20 protein-coding genes are annotated in these 21,422 nt (G+C 66.7%); 9 read left to right on the top strand and 11 right to left on the bottom strand.

All coding sequences use genetic code 11. From position 1 onward, the window contains the following. Positions 1-99: 99 nt before the first annotated feature. Positions 100-1,071, top strand: a complete 972-nt coding sequence (locus C1930_RS04415; protein ID WP_159093538.1) for a hypothetical protein — start codon at positions 100-102, stop codon at positions 1,069-1,071. Between the two features lie 74 nt (positions 1,072-1,145). Here C1930_RS04415 and C1930_RS04410 read toward each other — a convergent pair whose 3' ends face one another. Continuing rightward, on the bottom strand, positions 1,146-1,838 hold the full coding sequence (locus tag C1930_RS04410) for a TorF family putative porin (RefSeq protein ID WP_108771152.1): 693 nt from the start codon (positions 1,836-1,838) through the stop codon (positions 1,146-1,148). A 198-nt stretch (positions 1,839-2,036) separates the two neighbouring features. Between C1930_RS04410 and kbl the strand changes: the two genes are divergently transcribed. Then, a complete protein-coding gene (gene kbl / locus C1930_RS04405) occupies positions 2,037-3,245 on the top strand; it encodes a glycine C-acetyltransferase (protein ID WP_108771151.1) in 1,209 nt (402 codons plus the stop codon). Positions 3,246-3,436: 191 nt separating this feature from the next. On the opposite strand, the gene C1930_RS04400 is transcribed toward kbl, so the two are convergent. The 4 genes from C1930_RS04400 to C1930_RS04385 form a co-directional block, all read right to left on the bottom strand. Then, on the bottom strand, positions 3,437-3,772 hold the full coding sequence (locus C1930_RS04400; protein ID WP_108752292.1) for a hypothetical protein: 336 nt from the start codon (positions 3,770-3,772) through the stop codon (positions 3,437-3,439). An 86-nt stretch (positions 3,773-3,858) separates the two neighbouring features. After that, entirely contained in the window at positions 3,859-4,668 is an 810-nt protein-coding gene (locus C1930_RS04395; RefSeq protein ID WP_108755508.1) for a pseudouridine synthase, read from the bottom strand. Between the two features lie 20 nt (positions 4,669-4,688). Continuing rightward, entirely contained in the window at positions 4,689-5,198 is a 510-nt protein-coding gene (locus C1930_RS04390; RefSeq protein WP_108748682.1) for a hypothetical protein, read from the bottom strand. Between the two features lie 218 nt (positions 5,199-5,416). Beyond that, on the bottom strand, positions 5,417-6,508 hold the full coding sequence (locus tag C1930_RS04385) for an OmpA family protein (protein ID WP_108748681.1): 1,092 nt from the start codon (positions 6,506-6,508) through the stop codon (positions 5,417-5,419). A 358-nt stretch (positions 6,509-6,866) separates the two neighbouring features. Here C1930_RS04385 and C1930_RS04380 point away from each other — a divergent pair, with 358 nt between their 5' ends. The 5 genes from C1930_RS04380 (at position 6,867) to C1930_RS04360 (ending at position 12,289) form a co-directional block, all read left to right on the top strand. Next, entirely contained in the window at positions 6,867-7,883 is a 1,017-nt protein-coding gene (locus C1930_RS04380) for a zinc-binding alcohol dehydrogenase family protein (protein WP_108772537.1), read from the top strand. A 196-nt stretch (positions 7,884-8,079) separates the two neighbouring features. Beyond that, positions 8,080-8,721, top strand: a complete 642-nt coding sequence (locus C1930_RS04375) for a hypothetical protein (RefSeq protein ID WP_108755507.1) — start codon at positions 8,080-8,082, stop codon at positions 8,719-8,721. A gap of 79 nt (positions 8,722-8,800) precedes the next feature. Beyond that, a complete protein-coding gene (locus C1930_RS04370; protein ID WP_108771150.1) occupies positions 8,801-10,831 on the top strand; it encodes an NADPH-dependent 2,4-dienoyl-CoA reductase in 2,031 nt (676 codons plus the stop codon). 301 nt (positions 10,832-11,132) lie between these two features. Further along, a complete protein-coding gene (locus tag C1930_RS04365; protein WP_108748678.1) occupies positions 11,133-11,591 on the top strand; it encodes a cell wall hydrolase in 459 nt (152 codons plus the stop codon). 86 nt (positions 11,592-11,677) lie between these two features. Next, positions 11,678-12,289, top strand: a complete 612-nt coding sequence (locus C1930_RS04360; protein WP_108752286.1) for a glutathione S-transferase N-terminal domain-containing protein — start codon at positions 11,678-11,680, stop codon at positions 12,287-12,289. A gap of 106 nt (positions 12,290-12,395) precedes the next feature. Here C1930_RS04360 and C1930_RS04355 read toward each other — a convergent pair whose 3' ends face one another. The 6 genes from C1930_RS04355 to C1930_RS04325 form a co-directional block, all read right to left on the bottom strand. Further along, complete coding sequence (locus C1930_RS04355) at positions 12,396-13,451, bottom strand: suppressor of fused domain protein (RefSeq protein WP_108771149.1); 1,056 nt, start codon at positions 13,449-13,451, stop codon at positions 12,396-12,398. Positions 13,452-13,494: 43 nt separating this feature from the next. Then, positions 13,495-13,998: a hypothetical protein gene (locus C1930_RS04350; RefSeq protein WP_108771148.1), complete on the bottom strand. Its 504-nt coding sequence runs from the start codon at positions 13,996-13,998 to the stop codon at positions 13,495-13,497. 164 nt (positions 13,999-14,162) lie between these two features. Next, positions 14,163-16,043: a propionate--CoA ligase gene (gene prpE / locus C1930_RS04345; protein WP_108755503.1), complete on the bottom strand. Its 1,881-nt coding sequence runs from the start codon at positions 16,041-16,043 to the stop codon at positions 14,163-14,165. Between the two features lie 509 nt (positions 16,044-16,552). Next, positions 16,553-17,167, bottom strand: coding sequence for an RluA family pseudouridine synthase (locus tag C1930_RS04335; RefSeq protein WP_108755502.1), 615 nt, complete (start codon positions 17,165-17,167; stop codon positions 16,553-16,555). 76 nt (positions 17,168-17,243) lie between these two features. Further along, a complete protein-coding gene (locus tag C1930_RS04330) occupies positions 17,244-18,230 on the bottom strand; it encodes a malate dehydrogenase (RefSeq protein ID WP_108748672.1) in 987 nt (328 codons plus the stop codon). Positions 18,231-18,348: 118 nt separating this feature from the next. Continuing rightward, positions 18,349-18,843 carry a peptidylprolyl isomerase gene (locus tag C1930_RS04325; protein ID WP_108748671.1) on the bottom strand — a complete coding sequence of 165 codons (495 nt, stop codon included), beginning with the start codon at positions 18,841-18,843 and terminating at the stop codon, positions 18,349-18,351. A 221-nt stretch (positions 18,844-19,064) separates the two neighbouring features. On the opposite strand from C1930_RS04325, the gene typA reads away from it, so the two are divergent. Next, positions 19,065-20,912, top strand: a complete 1,848-nt coding sequence (typA, locus tag C1930_RS04320) for a translational GTPase TypA (protein ID WP_108748670.1) — start codon at positions 19,065-19,067, stop codon at positions 20,910-20,912. Between the two features lie 11 nt (positions 20,913-20,923). Further along, a complete protein-coding gene (locus C1930_RS04315; protein ID WP_108752281.1) occupies positions 20,924-21,391 on the top strand; it encodes a DUF2127 domain-containing protein in 468 nt (155 codons plus the stop codon). Positions 21,392-21,422: the final 31 nt, after the last annotated feature.

The raw sequence follows: 21,422 nt of genomic DNA, 5'->3' as shown, positions 1-21,422 counted from the left end.
TTTCGTGCGCGGCAGGTTGCACGGGAACCAACCGCACTACCGGCGGGTCCATCGAGCACGACCCGACCGCGAGGCAAATGGATGTACCTGCCGGCTCTGATGTCTGTACTGCTGTCCGCCCCCGCAGCAGCGCTCCCCTGCCCCGCCCCACCCGGCGACGTAACGCTGGCCTGCGTGGCCACGGCCGAGGGCTGGTTCTACGCTGCCGATGAGGACAGCGCACGCCTGGCCGCCGGCCATACAGCCACGGCCGTCTCCGCGTTCCAGCGCCATTTCAGCGCCGAGGTTCCCTTCGGTGCAGTGATCCTGTCTGCCGCGCTGCCCCCGCAGGCGCGTGATGCGTTCCAGAATGGGCATGCGCTGCCCTGGGTTCGCGTGTGGGCCTCGCCAGCGGAAAAGAGCACCCTGCTGCGGGAAAACCTGCGCCGCACCCAGCCCGAGCTGTCGGCGGCGGCGGTCGAACAACTGGTGTCAAGGGCTTCCCTCAGCACGGGGGACGTGCTGCCGCACGAAATCGGCCATTCGCTGTACCAGGCGCGGTTCTGGCCGGGGCAGACCGCCGATGGCAGCCTCCACTACGCCACGCCAGCGCCGGACTGGCTGGACGAAGCCGCTGCCATCCTGATGGAACCGTCCCCGATGCTGGCCGAACGCCGCCAGCAGTACCGCGCCCTGCTCAGCACCCCTTCGCCTCACGTCCAGGACCTGCCCGGCTTCCTGCAGGCCCCGCATCCGATGGACGCCGCACGCCGCGCGGCACTGTCCGGCAACGGCAGCAGCAGCGCCTCGGGGCTGACGGTCATGGTGGCCCGGGGCGATACGGGGGCGGCATTGGCAGCGTTCTACCAGCAGAGCCTGGCACTGGCCGACTTCCTCATCGAGCGCAGTGGCCGCGCGGACGTGCTGGGCCAGATCAGCCTGGCCCTGGCCAACGGCCAGTCGTTCGACGACTGGCTGGCACAGTCAGGCCCCCCGCTGCAGTTGGGCGGCGATGTTGCCACGCTCACGCAGCACTGGCAGGCGTGGGTGAAGGCACTGACCCCACCTACGCAGCAAGCGCCTGCCCAATGAAAAAGGCGCCCATCGGGCGCCTTTTTCGTGGAGCGTGCCAGGCAAGCCAGGCACCTACCGTAACGCCTGCGGCGTCAGTTGCCGATGGCAACCGACAGCATCACGCGGCTGTGCGCCAGCTTGCCGGAGTTGTAGCGGCCGTCGCTGTCGGTACCGTAGTAGCCCAGGCCTACGTTGAACATGCCGAACTGACGGCTGACGCCGACGTTCCAGTCGGTGTAATCCTTGGCGATGCCCTTTTCGAAGGTGCTGCGGCCGACGTTGGCGCTCAGCGTGAAGTCCTGCGGCAGGCCCCACTCACCGCCCAGCGCGTAGTACCAGCCATCGGTGCTGCTGTTCCACACGTCGTTGCTGTAGGCCACCGTCAGCTTGTAGGTGTCATCCAGCGTGGTGGTGGTGATCAGCTCGTTGTAGTTCAGCTCGCTGGCACCGGGGTAGGTGTAGCGGTTCAGCAGCACATCGAAGTTCAGGCGTTCGGTGGCGTCAATGCCGTAGCCGATCTGGTAGTCCACTTCGACGCTCGGGTCGCCCGGGCCGAAATCCACGCCCGAACCCCACACGCCGGCATACAGGCCGACCGGGCTGGTGTAGGTGAAGCCGGCCTGCAGGGTCGGATCTTCGTCGGTCTGCGAGACGCCACGGAACAGGTAATCGGAAACAGCGGTGACATTCCAGCTGTAAGGCGACTCGGCCTCCTGGGCACTGGCGGCAAACGGGGCCAGGGCGAGGGCGGCGGCGAGGGTCAGGCAGGCACGGGCGTGCTTCATGGGCGTCTCCGGTGGGGGGCGGTGGCGTGGAAGGCGGAAGCGGCAACCGGGCCAGACAGGGCCGGTTCACGAATTTTTAACCCGTTTGCTATTGCGATGCAACATGTGCCGGCCATGGCGGTGCCGCGCCCTGCCCGGTCGACGGCCCGGCTTGCCCGGTAGAATCGGTGGTTTCCCGTGCTGAGCCGTGCCCACGCCATGACCGACGCCTCCTCCGCCCTGACCCGCCATTACGCCGACGAACTGGACGCCATCCGCGCCCAGGGCCTGTTCAAGTCCGAGCGGATCATCACCAGCCCGCAGTCGGCCGAGATCACCCTCGACGACGGCCGCACCGTGCTGAACTTCTGCGCCAACAACTACCTGGGCCTGGCCGACCACCCGGACCTGATCCAGGCGGCCAAGGACGCGCTGGACAGCCACGGCTTCGGCATGGCCTCGGTGCGCTTCATCTGCGGCACCCAGGACGTGCACAAGCAGCTGGAAAAGCAGATTGCCGACTTCTTCGGCAAGCAGGACACGATCCTCTACGCGGCCTGCTTCGACGCCAACGGCGGCCTGTTCGAGCCGCTGCTCGGTGAGAACGACGCGATCATTTCCGACGCACTGAACCATGCCTCGATCATCGACGGCGTGCGCCTGTGCAAGGCCAAGCGCTTCCGCTACGCCAACTGCGACATGGCCGACCTGGAAGCACAGCTGCAGGCCGCTGATGCGGCCGGCTGCAAGACCAAGCTGATCACCACCGACGGCGTGTTCTCGATGGACGGCTTCATCGCCCCGCTGGACGAGATCACCGCGCTGGCAAAGAAGTACAACGCGCTGGTGCACATCGACGAATGCCATGCCACCGGCTTCCTCGGTGCCAGCGGCCGCGGCTCGGCCGAAGTGAAGGGCGTGCTGGAAAAGATCGACATCATCACCGGCACCTTGGGCAAGGCCATGGGCGGCGCGCTGGGTGGCTTCACCTGCGCCAGCGCCGAAGTGATCGAACTGCTGCGCCAGCGTTCGCGCCCCTACCTGTTCTCCAACTCGCTGCCGCCGCACGTGGTGGCCGCCGGCATCAAGGCCTTCGAGATGCTGGCCGCCGCTGATGACCTGCGCAGCACGCTGGTGCAGAACACCGCCTACTTCCGCGAAAAGATGGTGGCCGCCGGCTTCGACGTGAAGCCGGGCGTGCACCCGATCAGCCCGGTGATGCTGTACGACGCACCGCTGGCGCAGAAGTTCGCCGAGCGCCTGCTGGAAGAAGGCATCTACGCGATCGGCTTCTTCTTCCCGGTGGTGCCCAAGGGCCAGGCGCGCATCCGCACCCAGATCAGTGCCGCCCACACCCGCGAGCACCTGGACCGCGCGATCGATGCGTTCACCCGCATCGGCGTGGAACTGGGCGTGATCAAGGGCTGATCAGGTCCGGGGTCGGATCCCTTTCCGCTGGAAAGGGCTCTGACCCCACCGCGCAGAGCGTGCCGACCAAGGTCGGCACCTACCGGGCTGATGGCGTGCTGACCCCGCGCGGGGTCGGATCCCTTTCCGCAGGAAAGGGCTCTGACCCCATCAGGCAGCGCGTGCCGACCAAGGTCGGCACCTACCGGTGCTTACTTCTTCTTTTTCTTCTTGTCCTTGGGCTCGTCCTTGCTGGCCACCACCACCGGCTTGGCGGCGGCGTCCTGCGCGTTGCCCTTGGCCACGCGGATGCCGTTGGCCTTCATCCAGGCATCGAACTGGTCGGCGGTCATCTTCTGGTCGCCGTTGCTCATCATGAAGCGGTAGCTGCCGCGGCCATCCAGTTCCGGGGTCTTTACCTCCACCACCGGCGCCTCGGCCGGGGTTTCGGCCTTGGCCACCTTCTTGTGGCCGCTGCAGGCGGTCAGCACGGCCAGCGGCAACAGCAGGCCGGCGCAGCGCAGGGTTCGGTTGAGGGTCGGGTACATGGGCACACTCCGTTCAAGTAAATCGAAAACCAGGCGCCCCCTACGCCTGGAACGGTGGCTGGCCGCGGCCAGCCGTGGGCCGGACTTCAGCCCGGTGCAGCAGCCACAAGCTGCTGCTGGTCGCTGACCTGCAGCTCCCGCCATTGCCCCTTGCCGAGATCGCCAAGCACCAGCCCGCCGATCGCGACCCGGACCAGGCGCAGCACCTGCAGGTCGAAGGCCGCCAACAGGCGACGGATATGGCGGTTGCGGCCCTCTTCGAGCACCACCTCCAGCCACGCGGTCTTGTCGCCGCTGCGCAGGACGCGCACGGCACGGGCCACCAGGAACTCGCCCTCGTCTTCAATACCGGCCTGCAGCGCCGCCAGGGTGGCGTCGTCGGGCAGGCGGTCGGTCTGCACGTGATAGGTCTTGTCCGGCCCGGTCTGCGGATCGGTCAGGCGCGCGGCCCACTGCGGATCGTTACTGAACAGCAGCAGCCCTTCGCTGGCCTTGTCCAGGCGCCCCACCGGGGCGATCCAGGGCAGGCCGGCGCCATCGAAACAGCGGTATACCGTGTCGCGCCCACGCTCGTCCTGGGCGGTGGTCACCACCCCGCGCGGTTTGTTCAGCATCAGGTACAGGCGCTGCGGCGGCGCCAGCGGCTGGCCATCCACCTCGATCGGTGGCGCCGGGCTGACAATCGGGAATTCGGGGTCACGCACGATGCGCCCGGACACGCGCACGCGGCCTTCGGCAATCCAGCGCGCGGCTTCGGTACGCGAGCAGACGCCCGCCTTGGACAACACGCGGGCCAGGCCATGGCGAACCCCGGTCGGTGCCGCAGTGGCAGTCGCACGCCCACGCGGTGCGTGGGCGCGGGCGGCGGGGGTGGCAGGCGGGCGGCGCGTGCGCAAGCCTCTGCTCCCCGCGCGGCTTACTTCTTCTCGCCCGGCTTGGTTTCAGCCGGTGCTTCGGTGGCGGGCGCCGGCGCCGCGGCCGGTGCCGGGCGTGCCTTGACCACGCGCACGCCGCGCGCCTTCATCCAGGCGTCGAACTCTTCGGCGGTCATGCGCTTGCCGTTCTGGCTCATGTCGAAGCGCCACGGCGTGTTGTCGAACTCGGTCTGCGGCTTGTACGCGGCCGGGTCGTTCGGCTTCACCGCCGGCGCACTCGGAATGGCCTTGGCGATGTTCTGGCAGCCATCGATGCGCAGGCGCTGCAGCACCTGGTCCAGCGACTGCGACGGATCGTAGCTGCTGCCCAGCACGCCGGCGGACATGCCCAGCTGGCTGCCGCGGATGTACAGCTCGTCAGCCACCGGCGCGATGGCGGTGGCCGGCAGGGGCAGCGGCGACGCGCTGGTGTTGACCGAGCAATCAACCGCGGCGTGGGCAGCGGGAACCAGGGCCAGCGCCAGAACGGCGGCCGATGCAGAGCGCAACATGAGGGGCATCCACGGAAGGAAGTGACGCGGCGAGTTTAGCAATGCCGGCACAGCTTTCAAGCGGAACCTTCAATGAATACGGCAACTTGTTGGTTTTCTGGAGAAAAAGCCGATGGACGGTCGCCTTTTACTGGTACCAGCACATTCCCTGGCTCCACAAACAACAAGACCCGGCCGAAGCCGGGTCCTGCTGTGTCTTACTGGCAGAGCGTCAGAACTTAGTTCTGGACGTTCAGCTCGGTACGACGGTTCTTGGCGCGACCTTCCGGGTTGTCCGAACCATCCGGGTTGGTGTTCGGGGCAATCGGACGGCTCTCGCCGTAGCCGATCGGGCCCTGCAGACGCGAAGCGTCCACGCCGTTCTGGGTCAGGTAGTTGTACACCGCGGTGGCGCGACGCTCGGACAGCTTCTGGTTGTAAGCGTCGGTACCCTTCGAGTCGGTGTGACCGGCCACTTCAACGCGCAGATCCGGGTAGCGCTTCAGGATTTCCGAAGCTTCCGACAGGATGGCCACAGCGTCCGGACGCAGGTTCGACTTGTCGAAGTCGAAGTTCACGCCCTTCAGGTCGATCGAGACCGGCACCGGGCAACCGTCCGGACCGATGGTCTGACCCGGCTGCGAGTTCGGGCACTTGTCGTCGCAGTTGTTGACGCCGTCACCGTCGTCGTCCAGGTCGGCGCAGCTCGGGGCAACCGGAGCCGGAGCCGGGGCAGCAGCCACCGGGGCCGGGCCCAGCGGGATCACGACGCCGACCGAAGCCAGCACGTCGCCGAACCAGCTTTCGTCACGAGCGGCAACGCTCTGGTCGTCGAAATCAGCGCGGTAGGCCACTTCGGCGCGGACAGCAACGCGCTTTTCGAAGGTGGTCTGCAGGCCGACGCCCAGCTTGGCCGACAGGTTGCCGTCCTTGCGCTCACGCGGACCGTTGTTGTCCAGAGCAGCGTACTCTTCCTCGGACTTCTGGTAGCCCAGGCCACCGACGATGTACGGGTTCCAGCCGCGGCCTTCCTGGATGAAGTGGCGACGCAGGTCGAACGACACGCCGTACTGCGACCAGTTCAGATCCTGGTTGGCGTCGAAGTTCGGGTTCTGGTAGTTCAGCTCACCGTCCAGCGACCAGTTCGGGCTGATGAACTTGCCCAGACCCAGGGTGACGAACGGGGCGTCATTGGTCAGACGGTCGCTGTCCTGGAAGTTGAAGCCAGCCGAACCGGTCAGGTACCAGCGGTCATCGAACTCCTGCGCCGACGCAGCCTGGGCGAAAGCCAGACCGCCCAGCAGCGCGGCAGTAAGGATCTTCTTGTTCATTGAGTACAGCTCCTATTTCGGGGGTATGAAACCGGTAGAGGCATGGGCCAGCACTACTGCGTCGATGTTCAGACAGCCGATTCAGCACGCCACCGCCGCGAACATTATGCTCAGGCGGGTGAAGGTCATGTTAACAGTCCCGTAACATGTGAAGCGTCGTACCCGACCAGCCACCGGTCCGACGTTGAAACCCTATACAGGATCATGAAAATCCGCAATACCCCCGTGGCACAAGGGTTTGAGGGGCATTAAGGACACAATGTGACAACTGCGGAAAAGGGAAACTCGCGACGATTCAGCGCGCGCCCATCGAGGTGAGGAACCTTATGATGAACGCACGAACCGAGCCGGAGTCATGATGAAAGCCGTCGCCCTGTGTCGTGAATCTCTGCCTGCGCTGCAGGATGTGCAGTTGCCTCCGCCCCTGCCTCCGCGGGGGCGTGATCTGCTGGTGCGGGTGCAGGCGATCTCGGTCAACCCGGTCGATGCCAAGCAGCGCGCGGCCACCACCGACGCCATGCTCGACCGGCCCCGCGTACTCGGCTGGGATGCGGCCGGGGTGGTGGAGGCGATCGGTGAAGAGGCCAGTCTGTTCGCTTCCGGCGACGAGGTCTATTACGCCGGCGACGTGACCCGCCCGGGCTGCAACGCGCAATACCAATGGGTGGATGAACGGCTGGTGGCGCGCAAGCCCACCACCCTGGATTTCGCCGAAGCCGCCGCCCTGCCGTTGACCACGCTCACTGCGTGGGAGCTGCTGTTCCAGCGCATGCCGTTGCAGCTGGACGGGCGCCGCCATGCCGGGCAACGCCTGCTGGTGATCGGCGGCGCCGGCGGTGTGGGCTCGATGGCGATCCAGCTGGCCCAGCACGCCGGTTTCGAGGTTATTGCGACAGCGTCGCGCGAAGCGTCCGTGGACTGGTGCCGACGAATGGGCGCGGCCCATGTGATCGACCACCACCAGCCCCTGCTGCCGCAGTTGCAGGCCCTGGGCATCGACAGCGTGCAGGTGGCGCTGAACCTGGCCGACACCGACCACTACTGGGACGAACTGGGGCAGATCGTGGCGCCGCAGGGCCATGTCGGGCTGATTGTCGAGCCGCGCGGGCCGCTGCGCATCGGCGATCCCTACAAGGCCAAGTGCATCGGCATCCACTGGGAATTCATGTTCGCCCGCGCGCGTTTCCAGACCGCCGACCAGATTGAACAGCACCGCATCCTCAACCGTGCAGCCAGCATGATCGACGCCGGCCAACTGCGCGGCACCCTGAGCGAAGTGGTGGGCAGCATCAACGCCGCCAACCTGCAGGCAGCGCATGAGCGCCTGGCCAGCGGTCGCACGATCGGCAAGCTGGCGTTGTCCGGCTGGGAATGACGGATCGGTAGAGTCGAGCTTGCTCGACTGACAAGGCCGGTAGAGTCGAGCTTGCTCGACTTCGCGAGACGACAGTCGAGCAAGCTCGACTCTACCGCCACCTGTGTGCGCGGATTGCCCGGCATCTGTATCTATTGCAGCGCGGAATTCGGGATTACGGTGGCAACAGTTGCCCTCCCCCACCCCCGAGCCCGTCATGCCTACCGCCCTGCCCCTGCGCCTGCTGCAGTTGATCACCGGCCTGTTCCTGTACGGCTTCGGTGCCGCCCTGATGATCCGCGCCGGCATCGGCGTCGCCCCGTGGGATGTGCTGTCGCAGGGCATCGCCGCGCAGACGCCGCTGTCGTTCGGCCTGGCCACCAACGCCATCGGTGCGCTGGTGCTGCTGCTGTGGTGGCCGCTGCGGCAGAAGCCCGGCGCCGGCACCGTGCTGAACGTGCTGCTGATCGGTCCCTCGGCGCAGATCGGCCTGTGGCTGCTGCCGCCGGCCACCGCGCTGGGCTGGCAGGTGGTGTTGTTCACCAGCGGTCTGCTGCTGGTCGCCCTGGCCACCGGCCTGTACATCGGCGCGCGCCTGGGCCCGGGCCCGCGCGACGGGCTGATGACCGGCCTGCACGCCCGTACCGGTTGGCCGATCTGGAAGGTGCGCAGTCTGATTGAAGGCAGCGTGCTGCTGCTGGGCTGGTGGCTGGGTGGCGATGTCGGCCTGGGCACGCTGGCCTTCGCCCTGTTGATCGGGCCGTTGTGCGGCATCACCCTGGGCTGGTTCGGCATCGGCCGCGCCCCGGCGGCGGGCGCCGCCCCCCGCCCGGCGAGCGCGCAGCGCGGCGTGGGGTGATCGGCCGCGGCCGGGGCGCCCCTTGCCCCGGCCGCCGTTTCACGGCACGCTTCGCGCTTCCGTACGCAAGCGTATCGACATGTCGCCAGCCAACGAAACCGCCTACCCGAACCTGTTCGCCCCGCTGGACCTGGGCTTCACCCAGCTGCGCAACCGGGTCCTGATGGGCTCGATGCACACCGGCCTGGAAGACCGCGCCCGTGACTTCCCGCGCCTGGCCGCCTACTTTGCCGAGCGTGCCGAGGGCGGCGTGGGCCTGATCGTCACCGGCGGCTTCGCGCCCAACGTGGTCGGCTGGCTGAAGCCGTTCGGCGGCAAGCTGTCCTGGCCGTGGGAAGTACGCCCGCACCGCCAGCTCACCGCCGCCGCCCACCAGCACGGCGCGAAGATCTGCCTGCAGCTGCTGCACGCCGGTCGCTACGCCTACCACCCCCTGTCGGTGGCGCCGTCGAAACTGAAGGCACCGATCAACCCGTTCACCCCGCGCGCGCTGTCGGCCAGCGGCGTGGAGCGCCACATCGCCGATTACGCGCGCAGCGCCCGGCTGGCCCGCGAGGCCGGCTACGACGGCGTGGAAGTGATGGGTTCGGAGGGCTACCTCATCAACGAATTCATCGCCCCGCGCACCAACACCCGCAGCGACCGCTGGGGCGGTGATGCCAGCCAGCGCATGCGCTTTGCGGTGGAAATCGTGCGCCGCATCCGCGAGGCCTGCGGGCCGGATTTCATCATCATCTACCGCTTGTCGCTGGTGGACCTGGTGGACAACGGCAGCAACTGGGAAGAGATCGTGCAGCAGGCCCAGGCCATCGAGGCCGCCGGCGCCACCATCATCAATTCCGGCATCGGCTGGCATGAGGCGCGCATTCCCACCATCGCTACGTCGGTGCCGCGCGCGGCGTTCGCCGGGGTCACCGCCAAGCTGAAGCCGCACGTGAAGGTGCCGCTGGTGGCCACCAACCGCATCAACATGCCCGACGTTGCCGAGCGCATCCTGGCCAGTGGCGGCGCCGACATGGTGTCGCTGGCACGCCCTCTGCTGGCCGACCCGCAGTGGACGAACAAGGCGCGTGCCGGCCGCGCCGAGGCCATCAACACCTGCATCGCCTGCAACCAGGCCTGCCTGGACCATGTGTTCGAAAACAAGCTGGCCAGTTGCCTGGTGAACCCGCGCGCCGCGCACGAAACCGAGCTGGTCTATCGCCCCACCACCGCACCGAAGAAGATCGCCGTGGTCGGCGCCGGCCCGGCCGGGCTGGCCTGCGCCACCGTGGCCGCCGAGCGTGGCCACCAGGTCACCCTGTTCGATGCCGGCGATGAGATCGGCGGCCAGTTCAACGTGGCCAAGCGCATTCCCGGCAAGGAAGAATTCCACGAGACCCTGCGCTACTTCCGCCACAAGCTGGCTGAAACCAAGGTGGACGTACGCCTGGGCACCCGCGCCGACGCCAGCGCGCTGGCCGGCTTCGACCACGTGGTGCTGGCCACCGGCATCGTGCCGCGGCGGGTCGATTTCCCCGGTGCCGACCACCCCAAGGTGGTGAACTACCTGGACGTGCTGCTGGGCCGGGTGCAGGTGGGCGCCAGTGCGGCGATCATCGGCGCCGGCGGTATCGGCTTCGACGTGGGCGAATTCCTCAGTCATGACGGCCCCTCACCTGCGCTCGACCCGCAGCGCTGGATGGCCGAATGGGGCGTGGACGCCCGCTTCGAGGCGCGCGGCGCCCTGGCCACGCCCGCGGTGGAAGCCTCGCCGCGGCGGCTGTGGCTGCTGCAGCGCAGCCCCGGCAAGCCCGGTGCCCGCCTGGGCAAGACCACCGGCTGGATCCACCGCGCCACGCTGAAGGCCAAGGGCGTGCGCATGCTCGGTGGCGTGGAGTACCTGGGCGTGGACGATGCCGGCCTGCGCATCCGCGTGGACGGCAGCGAACAGCTGCTGCCGGTGGACCACGTGGTGATCTGCGCCGGGCAGGAACCGCAGCGCGCGCTGCAGGCCGAACTGGACGCTGCGGGCATCACCGCGCAGCTGATCGGCGGTGCCGACGTGGCGGCAGAACTTGATGCAAAGCGTGCGATCAATCAGGGCAGTCGCGTCGCCGCCGCGCTCTGATCGGCACATGAATGGGGGCGCGAATGTGATTTCCGTCACCGCCCCCGAAGCTGAATGTCAAGCCGAGCGATTCAGGAAGCGTTCGGTAACAGCCCCCTACCTTGCGCCAACTTTCCGCTCACCAGCCAGTTTCCGGTGAGCCGGTGCGGTCCTCCCTGATCGGTTCGTGATCAATGTTTTGGAGGCCGCCCACGGGGCGGCCCCGATGGCCGCCTCCCCATCACGCCAAGTCGTACCCAGCCCCCGGCCGCCCCCCGCAGCCGGAACCGCGCGGTGCGGCCCATACGGAGCAAGGAGTCATATGAAACTGGCCTGGATTCTCTGGCTGTCGCAGTTGTTGCCGCAGCCGGCGGCTGATTCGCTGTGTTTGAGCACCACCGTTTACCTGGAAGCCCGCGACCAGACCCTGCGCGGCCAGCAGGCCGTGGCCGAAGTGGCCCTGCGCCGCCTCGACAGCGGGCTGTGGGGTGATTCGATGTGCCAGGTGGTGACTGCGCGCAAGCAGTTCGCGCCCACCCTGGTATCGCCCGGCACCCAGCTGGGCAACGACGCCGCCTGGAGTGAAGCGATGAACGTGGCCTTCGACGCCGAGCGCAACTGGGCGCTGCCGGCCGGCGAACGCCGCGAGATCGTGCCCGGCGCCAGCCACTTCGCCGCACTGGCCATTGCCAGCCCGAACTGGCGCAACGCCTACCAGGTGGCCACCATCGGCGATCACACCTTCTATAAGGTGCAGAACCTCAAGCCTCGCCAGTCGTAACGATCTGTTGCCGGCGGCAGCGTTGCCGCCGCTGCCGGGGCTCTGGGATAGTGGGTGTTTCCGCCACGCCCTACCCTGGAGTTCCCATGAAGCTGTACAGCAAGCCCGGTGCCTGCTCCACCGCCGACCACATCGCCCTGCAGTGGACCGGCCAGCCGTTCGAAGTGGAACTGCTGAACAAGGACACCCTGAAGGGTCCGGAATTCCTGAAGATCAATCCGGCAGGCGCCGTCCCGGCGCTGGTCGATGGCGACTTCGTGCTGGTGCAGAACGCGGCCATCATGGGTTACATCGCCGACAGCTTCCCGCAGGCCGGCCTGGGCGGCGATGGCAGCCCGCGCCAGCGCGCCGAAGCGGCCCGTTGGCTGTCCTTCGTCAATTCCGACGTGCACCCGGCGTTCTCGCCGCTGTTCGCACCGGGCAAGTTCATTGCCGACGAAGGCCAGTACGATGCGGTCCGTGCCGCCGCCCACAAGCGCCTGCGCGCGCTGTTCGAAACCGCCGACAAGCAGCTGGCCGACAAGCCCTGGCTGGCCGGTTTCCGCAGCTTCGCCGACCCGTACTTCTACATCACCCTGCGCTGGGCAGCCGGCACCAAGGTGGACCTGTCCGGCCTGGACAACCTGGCCGCCTACAAGGCGCGCATGGACGCCGACGCCGGCGTGCAGGCCGTGCTGAAGGCCGAAGGCCTGGCCTGATGCCAGTGCGGGGTCAGAGCCGTTCGCCGCGCGAACGGATCTGACCCCGGGGTCGGATCCGCCTGCGCAGCAGACGGCTCCGACCCCATCGGCTTAACCGTTACGGTCAACCGATCTCGCGGATGACGTTGCCCTTGCCGTCGCGCAGCTGGGTCGGCACCACCTCGATCTGCAGCGCCGCGTTCAGCGGGTAGACCCCGCGACGCGCGGGAAGCGCCGCAGCCGCCTGCAGGCCGGCCTCGTCCAGCACCCAGTACGCGCTGTCATCGTCGATCGCCGTGGCAGCCTCTGCCCCGCCCGGGGCGAACGTCCACTGCCGTTCACCGCTGACCAGTTCCAACGGCTTGCCGTGGCGCAGGCGAAGGCCCAGCAGTTCGGCAACGCTGTGCACCTGGCCCGCGCCGAGCACCAGCGTGGTCACGCCGTCCTGCTGGCGCCAGTGCAGCGTCTCGACGAACAGCATGCCGGTGGTCGACCCTTCGCGCTGGCTGCCTTCCTGCACCTGCGCGGCCAGCGCCGGATCATCCAGCAGGTTGCCGCGGTGCAGATCGCTGATCCACAGCGGCATCGCCGGCTGCAGCGCCTGCAGCACGCCGCGGGTCGACCAGCGCTTGATCGCTTCCATTTCCTCGTCGGTCAAGCCGACCAGCTGCAGGAACTGCAGATGACCGCTGGCGGTGTCGCGCGGCGGCAGCTGCGGGTCGGCCACGAAGGCCAGGTGGCACAGGCGGGTGTCGGTCTCCAGCGCGATCGGGCCGTTGGCATTCAGATGGTGGCCATCCTCGAACACGTTGCCGCTGCCGAACACATAGCGCGCCAGGTTCTGCAGCAGGTTCATCGGCCACACCGGCGGGGTGCTGCCGGCGCTTTCACCGGCACTGGCGGCCAGGCGGAAGGTCAGCTCGAACCCATAGCCACTGACCTGCGCATCGCTGCTTTCCTTCGCATACAGCTCGGAAAAGCCGTAGGTCACGTAGTGCCAATGCGGTTGCGGTGCATCGGCCCAGTACACGCTGATGCCATCCAGCGGATCCTGGCCGCCCAGCGTATAGGGCAGTGCCGTGCCGAAATGCTGCGGCGCCTGCCCGGCATACAGCGGCGCCAAGGCCGCGTTGATCGCATCCCAGCCGGGGGTATCGGTGTCGTCGATGTCGTCCTGCACGTGGCGCTTCCAGTGGAAAGAACAGGCCACTGTACGCCCTGCGTCAGCCGGGCACGACCCCGGCGATGGTGGCGGCCAGGCGCGCCTGGGTTTCCTGCCACCAGCGCTGGGCCAGTGCCGGGCTACGCGCACTGCCTACTGCCGCAAGCAGTTCCGGGCACAGCCGCTCCAGTGCCAGCGCATCCTTGCAGCGCTCGATCTTCAGCTGCAGGAAGTAGCCCTTCAGGCCCAGATGGCGGCGCACCGCCTCGCTCATTGCGTCATACAGCTGCTGATAGAGCGCCGGGTCCTGCTCGCGCCCACTGCTGATGCCGCGCGCGGGCACCGCGTCGGCGGCGCCGCCGACCACCTCGATCAGGCCCATCGCGCTGAGCTGCTGCAGCGCATCCGGTGGCACACGCAGGCCTTCAAACAGCGCCTGCAGTTCCGTGTCGTTGCGTTGCCCGTCGACCATCAACAGCAGCGAGCGCAGCGCCGCCGGCAGGCGCCGGCCGCGGTCTTCGATTTCCTGGCGGCCAGCGGCCGTCTTGCCATGCAGCAATGCCATGCATCCCCCTTGCCTGGTGCGCCGTAACTGCGCGCCCTGCGGGGCGCGCTCCCCAGGGCCGAGCTTAGCGCATGTTCTGCCGGAGGTTTGGTAGCGCCAGGCCATGCCTGGCGGCTTTTCCGTCCGCTTCGCACGCCGGGCATGGCCCGGCGCTACCCAAGCGGTCAGCGCCCCAGCGCGCGGCGGATCTCTTCCAAGGCGCCCGGATCGTCCAGGGTGGACAGATCGCCCGGGTCGCGCTGTTCGGCCAGCGCCTGCAGCGAGCGCCGCAGCAGCTTGCCCGAGCGGGTCTTGGGCAGCGCGTTGACCACGTGGATGTGCGCCGGCCGCGCCACCGCACCCAGTGAAGCGGTAACGGCGGCCATCATCTCGGCCACCACCGGCGCCGGATCATCGCCCTGCAAGCCCTGCTTCAGGGTCACGAACACCAGCGGCACCTGCCCCTTCAGCTCGTCCTTCACCCCGATCACCGCCGCCTCGGCCACGCGCGGGTGACCGGAAATGGCTTCTTCGATCTCACGCGTACCCAGCCGGTGGCCGGCCACGTTGATCACATCGTCGGTGCGGCCGAGGATGAAGGTATAGCCATCGTCATCGCGGATCGCCCAGTCCAGCGAGCTGTACAGCAGTTCCTTGAAGTGGCTGAAGTAGCTCTGCATGAAGCGTGCATCGTCGTTCCACACGGTGCTCATGCAGCCCGGCGGCAACGGCGGGGTGACGACCAGCACGCCCTTCTGCCCAGCGGCGACTTCTTCACCCGTGTTCTCATCGATCACCTTCATGCGGTAACCGAGGTTGGGGAAGCCCGGCGAGCCGAAGCGCACCGGCTTCATGTCCAGCCCCGGCAGCAGGGTCAGCGCCGGCCAACCGGTTTCGGTCTGCCAGTAGTTGTCGATGATCGGCTTGCCCAGCGCGTCGTTGATCCAGTGCGCGGTGGGCTCATCCAGCGGCTCGCCGGCCAGGAACAGGTACTTCAGTGCATCCAGGTCGTGGCGATGGATGAAGTCGGCATCGTGCTTCTTCAATACGCGGATCGCCGTAGGCGAGGAGAACATCGTGCGCACGCCGTACTGCTCGCACAGCGCCCACCAGATGCCCGGGTCCGGGTTGGTCGGCAGCCCTTCGTACAGCAGTGACGTGCAGCCGCCGATCAACGGGCCATACACGTTGTAGGAATGGCCGACGGCCCAGCCCACATCCGAGGTGGAGAACATCACCTGGCCCGGACGGCAGTCGAACACCGTTTCCATCGACTGCGCCATGGCCACCGCATAGCCGCCCACATCGCGCTGCACGCCCTTGGGCTTGCCGGTGGTGCCAGAGGTGTAGAGCAGATAGCTGGGCTCGCTCGATTCAAGCCAGGTGACCGGCACATCCACTTCGCCCACCTGCGCGCGCAGTTCGGCGTAGTCCACATCGCGCCCCGGCACGCGCGGTTCGGCAGCGTCCAGCCCGCGCGAGACGATCAGCACATGCGGCGGCGGATTGGCCGCCTCGGCACAGGCAGCATCGACCATGCCCTTGTACGGAATGACCTTGCCACCGCGCATGCCGGCGTCGGCGGCGATCAGCAGCTTGGGCCTGGCATCGTCGATGCGCAGCGCCAGGTTGTGCGCGGCGAAGCCACCAAACACCACCGAATGCACCGCACCGATGCGCGCGCAGGCCAGCATGGCGAACACGGCTTCGGCCATGTTGGGCATGTAGACCACCACCCGGTCGCCCTTGCCCACGCCCAGGTGCTGCAGCACCGCGGCGAAGTCATTCACTTCGCGATGTAGCTGGCGGTAGGTGATCTCGCGGGTGACGTTGGTTTCGGTAGACACCGCCACCAGCGCCAGCTGGTCGGGGCGATCGGCCAGGTGGCGATCGACGGCGTTGTAGCAGAGATTGGTTTCACCGCCGACGAACCAGCGGCGGAACGGCGGGTTGCTGTAATCGAGCACCTGCTTTGGCGGGGTATGCCAATGGATGCGCTTGGCTTCCTCGCCCCAGAATGCCTCCGGCTCGTCGATCGAGCGGCGGTAGGTTTCTTCGTAGTTCATGACGCAGCCCTCCCAGACAAAGTCATGGGTTCGAGCATAGTGCCGGGCTGGCGGCCGGGCCGCCCTACCTTGGTAGGGGGTGGGTGTGTTCTGCAGGGCTTGCAGCCCTGCACCTGCCGAAGCAAGAGCAAAAGCCCGCACCCCGCCTTCGACAGTTTCCTGCGATCTGTCGGTACCGCGTTCTGCTCTGGTAGGTGTCGACCTTGGTCGACACAGTAGATCCACGCCATGCGTGGATGCAATTCGAATTCAATTCGAGATTTTCGATTCCGATAGAGATTCATCCACGCATGGCGTGGATCTACTGGCAATCGGCCAACTGTCAGAGGCGGGGCGGTGTCGGATTGCGGGGTGTCAGCCGCATGGATGCGGCTGCCAAGCCTACAGGGACGTACTTGCGGCGTCCCCGCAATCCCACACCGCCCCGCCATCCCACGGAATGCCCGCTTTTGCTTTTGACGTTGCCGTTGCTCCAAGCAGGTGCAGGGCTGCAAGCCCTGCCGAATCCCCTAGAACGGTGCCGCGGACTCGAATGCCAGCGCAGCACCCGTTACCGGGTGCGTGAACGCCAACGCGCACGCGTGCAGATGCACCCGCTGCGCCGGCGCGGCGCCATACAGCACGTCACCGACGATGGGATGGCCAAGACTGGCCATGTGCAGCCGCAACTGATGGCTGCGGCCGGTCACCGGCTCCAGCGCCACGCGCGTAGTGCCCGCCTCCACATCGCGCGCCAACACCTGCCAGCGCGTCAGCGCCGGCTTGCCGCGCGCGTGGTCGACCATCTGCTTCGGCCGGTTCGGCCAATCCACGATCAACGGCAGGTCCACGTCACCGGCATCGTCGGCCAGCAGGCCCTGCAGCACGGCCTCGTAACGCTTGCCCACCTGCCGTTGCTCGAACTGCATCGACAACGCCGCCTGCATCGCCTTGCCGCGCGCATGCAGCAGCAGGCCCGACGTTACCTGGTCCAGCCGGTGCACGGTCAACGCGTCCGGGTACAGCGCCTGCAGGCGTGTCACCACGCAGTCCTGGTTTTCCTCGCTGCGGCCCGGCACGGACAGCAGGCCGGCCGGCTTTTCGGCCAGCAGCAGCGCGTCATCGAAGTAATGCAGGTGGATCATCGGTGTCCATAGTCGTTCAAACGAAAACGGGGAAGCCGAAGCTTCCCCGCTTTCTGCGTACCGGCCGAGGCCCGTATCAGCCCAGCAGGTGGGCCACGCCGGAGCGCTCTTCTTCCAGCTCGGCCAGGGTCTTGTCGATGTACTTCTGGCTGAAGTCGTCGATCGGCAGATCCTTCACCAAGGTGTACTTGCCGTTTTCGGTGGTCACGGCGAAGCCGAAGATCACGCCTTCCGGAATGCCGTAGGAACCGTCGGACGGCACGCCCATGGTCACCCACTTGCCGTTGCTGCCCAGCACCCAGTCACGCACGTGGTCGATGGCGGCGTTGGCAGCCGAAGCGGCCGAGGACGAGCCACGGGCTTCGATGATGGCCGCGCCGCGCTTGCCCACGGTCGGGATGAAGGTGTTGGCGTTCCATTCCTGGTCGTTGATCGCATCGGCGATGGAGGCACCATCGGCGGTGGCGAAACGGTAGTCCGGGTACATGGTCGGGCTGTGGTTGCCCCACACCACCAGCTTTTCCATGCCGCCAACCGGCTTGCCCAGCTTGTTCGACAGCTGGCTCAGCGCGCGGTTGTGGTCCAGGCGCAGCATGGCGGTGAAGTTTTCCGGCTTCAGGTCCGGGGCCGACTTCATGGCGATGTAGGCGTTGGTGTTGGCCGGGTTGCCGACCACCAGCACCTTCACGTCACGGCTGGCGACCTTGTTCAGCGCCGCGCCCTGGGCGGTGAAGATCTTGGCGTTTTCCAGCAGCAGGTCCTTGCGCTCCATGCCCGGGCCGCGCGGACGCGCACCGACCAGCAGGGCGATGTCGGCGTCCTTGAACGCCACTTCGGCGTCGTCGGTGCCGACCATGCCGGCCAGCAGCGGGAAGGCGCAGTCTTCCAGTTCCATCATCACGCCCTTCAGGGCGGCCTGGGCCTTGTCCACTGGCAGTTCCAGCAGCTGCAGGATGACCGGCTGGTCCTTGCCCAGCATTTCGCCGGAGGCGATGCGGAACAGCAGGGCGTAGCCGATCTGGCCGGCAGCGCCGGTCACGGCAACACGAACGGGTGCTTTCATGGGGGTTTCCTCTTGCTTGCAAGCGTTGGATAGGACGCCGCGGGCGTGGCCACGCAGGCCTGGCGGGCGGCGGGGAACGTGGAAACGGCCACCCGTGGGTGGCCGTTTCAAAGGGGAATCAGGCGGCGAGGATCTTGTTCCACTCGGCCACGCGATCAGCCTTGGCGGCCAGCGCGGCGTCGACATCGCCTTCCAGGGTGATCGAATGGATCACGTCGCCCTGCTTGACCGAATCCACGATGGCCTGGCCTTCCAGCACCTTGCCGAACACGGTGTGGCGGCCGTCCAGCCAATCGGTCTTGATGTGGGTGATGAAGAACTGGCTGCCGTTGGTGTTCGGGCCGGCATTGGCCATCGACAGCGAGCCGACCTCGTGCTTCACGCCGTTGTTGGTTTCGTCTTCGAACTTGTAGCCCGGGCCGCCGGTGCCACGACCCTGCGGGCAGCCGCCCTGGATCATGAAGTCGGCGATCACGCGGTGGAAGATCAGGCCGTCATAGAAGCCCTGCTTGACCAGGTTCACGAAGTTGGCCACGGTCAGCGGCGCCTTGTCGGCGAACAGCTCGACCTTGATCGGGCCCTGGGTGGTGTCGAAAGTGGCGATGAGGGACATGAAGATCCTTGATGCAAAGGGGAACGCGTCTAGCCACCTAGTTTACACCCGCCCCGTGGCGCTGGCGGCTTCGACCATCGGCGCAGCCCCGGGCCCTCGTTCAGGCCCCAGCTGAATGGGGCTCAGGCGGTCCTGCAACATGGGTTTTCGCCAAGCGTCAAGTTAGACGTATAATGTTGGACTTCTTTTTCCAAATCCGGCGCCGACTGGCCCCCTTTCGCATGTCCATCGAAAATCTTCGCAACATCGCCATCGTCGCCCACGTCGACCATGGCAAGACCACCCTGGTCGACCAGCTGCTGAAGCAGTCCGGCACCCTGTCCGAGCGCACCGTCCTCGCCGAGCGCGTGATGGACAGCAACGACCAGGAAAAGGAACGCGGCATCACCATCCTGGCCAAGAACACGGCCATCACCTGGGAAGACAAGAAGACCGGTATCAAGAACCGGATCAACATCGTCGACACCCCGGGGCACGCCGACTTCGGCGGCGAGGTCGAGCGCGTGCTGTCGATGGTCGACACCGTGCTGATCCTGGTCGACGCGATGGACGGCCCGATGCCGCAGACCCGCTTCGTCACCCAGAAGGCCTTCGCGATGGGCTTCAAGCCGATCGTGGTGGTCAACAAGGTCGACCGCCCGGGCTCGCGTCCGGAGTGGGTGATCGACCAGGTCTTCGACCTGTTCGACAAGCTGGGCGCCACCAACGAGCAGCTGGACTTCCCGATCGTCTACGCCTCGGCCCTGAACGGCTATGCCGGCCTGGAAGACACCGTGCGCGACGGCGACATGACCCCGCTGTACGAAGCGATCATGCAGCACGCACCGAAGCCGGAAGTCGATCCGGAAGGCGCCTTCCAGATGCGCATCAGCCAGCTGGACTACAACAACTTCGTGGGCGTCATCGGCATCGGCCGCATCCAGCGCGGCACCCTGAAGAAGAACATGCAGGTCGCGGTCATCGACCGTGAAGGCAAGAAGCGCAACGGCAAGGTCGCGCAGGTGCTGGGCTTCCTGGGCCTGGAGCGCATCGAGCAGGACACCGCCGAAGCCGGTGACATCGTCGCCATTTCCGGTATTCCGGAGCTGACCATCTCCGACACCCTGTGCCACCCGGACACCCCGGAAGCGCTGCCGGCCCTGACCGTCGACGAGCCGACCATCTCGATGACCTTCCAGGTGAACAACTCGCCGTTCGCCGGCAACAAGGACCTGTCCGGTGGCAAGTTCCTGACCAGCCGCCAGATCAAGGACCGCCTGGACCGTGAAAAGGTCCACAACGTGGCCCTGAAGGTCGAACAGCTGGAAGACGCCGACAAGTTCCTGGTCTCCGGCCGTGGCGAACTGCACCTGTCGGTGCTGATCGAGAACATGCGTCGCGAAGGCTACGAGCTGGCCGTGTCGCGCCCGGAAGTGATCATCAAGGAAATCGACGGCCAGATGATGGAGCCGATCGAGCAGCTGGTGGTGGACATCGAAGAAGTGCACCAGGGCGGCGTGATGGAAAAGCTGGGCACCCGCAAGGGCCAGCTGAAGAACATGGAGCCGGACGGCAAGGGCCGCGTGCGCCTGGAATACTCGATCCCGGCCCGTGGCCTGATCGGCTTCCAGAACGAGTTCAAGACCCTCACCCAGGGTTCGGGCCTGCTGTTCCACGTGTTCGACCACTACGGTCCGAAGGAACAGGGCGCCATCGCCAAGCGCATCAACGGCGTGATGATCGCCAATGCGCCGGGCGTCACCCCCGCCTACTCGCTGGGCCCGCTGCAGGAACGCGGCAAGCTCTTCGCTGCTGAAGGCGACAACGTGTATGAAGGTCAGCTGGTCGGTATCCACTCCAAGGACAACGACCTGACCGTCAACGCCATCAAGACCAAGCCGCTGACCAACATGCGCGCTTCGGGCAAGGACGATGCGATCCAGCTGACCCCGGCGATCAAGTACTCGCTGGAACAGGCCCTGGACTTCATCGAAGACGACGAGCTGGTCGAGATCACCCCGAAGGAGATCCGTCTGCGCAAGAAGTTCCTGACCGAAAGCGACCGCAAGAAGGCTTCGCGCGGCGGCTGAGCCAGCAGACCGTGAGCCAGAATGGCTACAACCCGGATCCGCATCGGCATCCGGGTCTCCATGTCATCGCCCTGCTCGAAGCGAGCAAGGCGATGCTGGCGTTGTTGGCTGCGACCGGGCTGGAAATGCTCGGTCCGCAGCCGCTTCGCGACGGGGTCAATGCCCTGATCCGGCGTTTCAGTCTGGACCCGGATCACGGCACCCTGCCCTCGCTGTTGAACATGATCAGTCCCGACGCGGTGCATCTGGCCGCGGCGGCGATGATCGGCTACGGCCTGCTGCACCTGGTCGAAGCCTGGGGCCTGTGGAAGGCCAAGGCCTGGGCCTCGTGGCTGGGCTGCCTGACCGCCTCGATCTACCTGCCCTTCGATATCTACGCGATCATCCGCCACCCGGGCTGGGCCTCGGGCAGCGTACTGGCCATCAACCTGGTGGTCGTCTACGTGCTGGCGCGCGACCTGCGCAAGCGCAAGCGCTGAGCAGCGGCTAGACTGGCCGCCGGAGCCTCGC

This window comes from Stenotrophomonas sp. SAU14A_NAIMI4_8 (assembly GCF_003086695.1).
GTDB lineage: Bacteria > Pseudomonadota > Gammaproteobacteria > Xanthomonadales > Xanthomonadaceae > Stenotrophomonas.
This window is presented reverse-complemented; position numbering and strand designations above follow the sequence as displayed.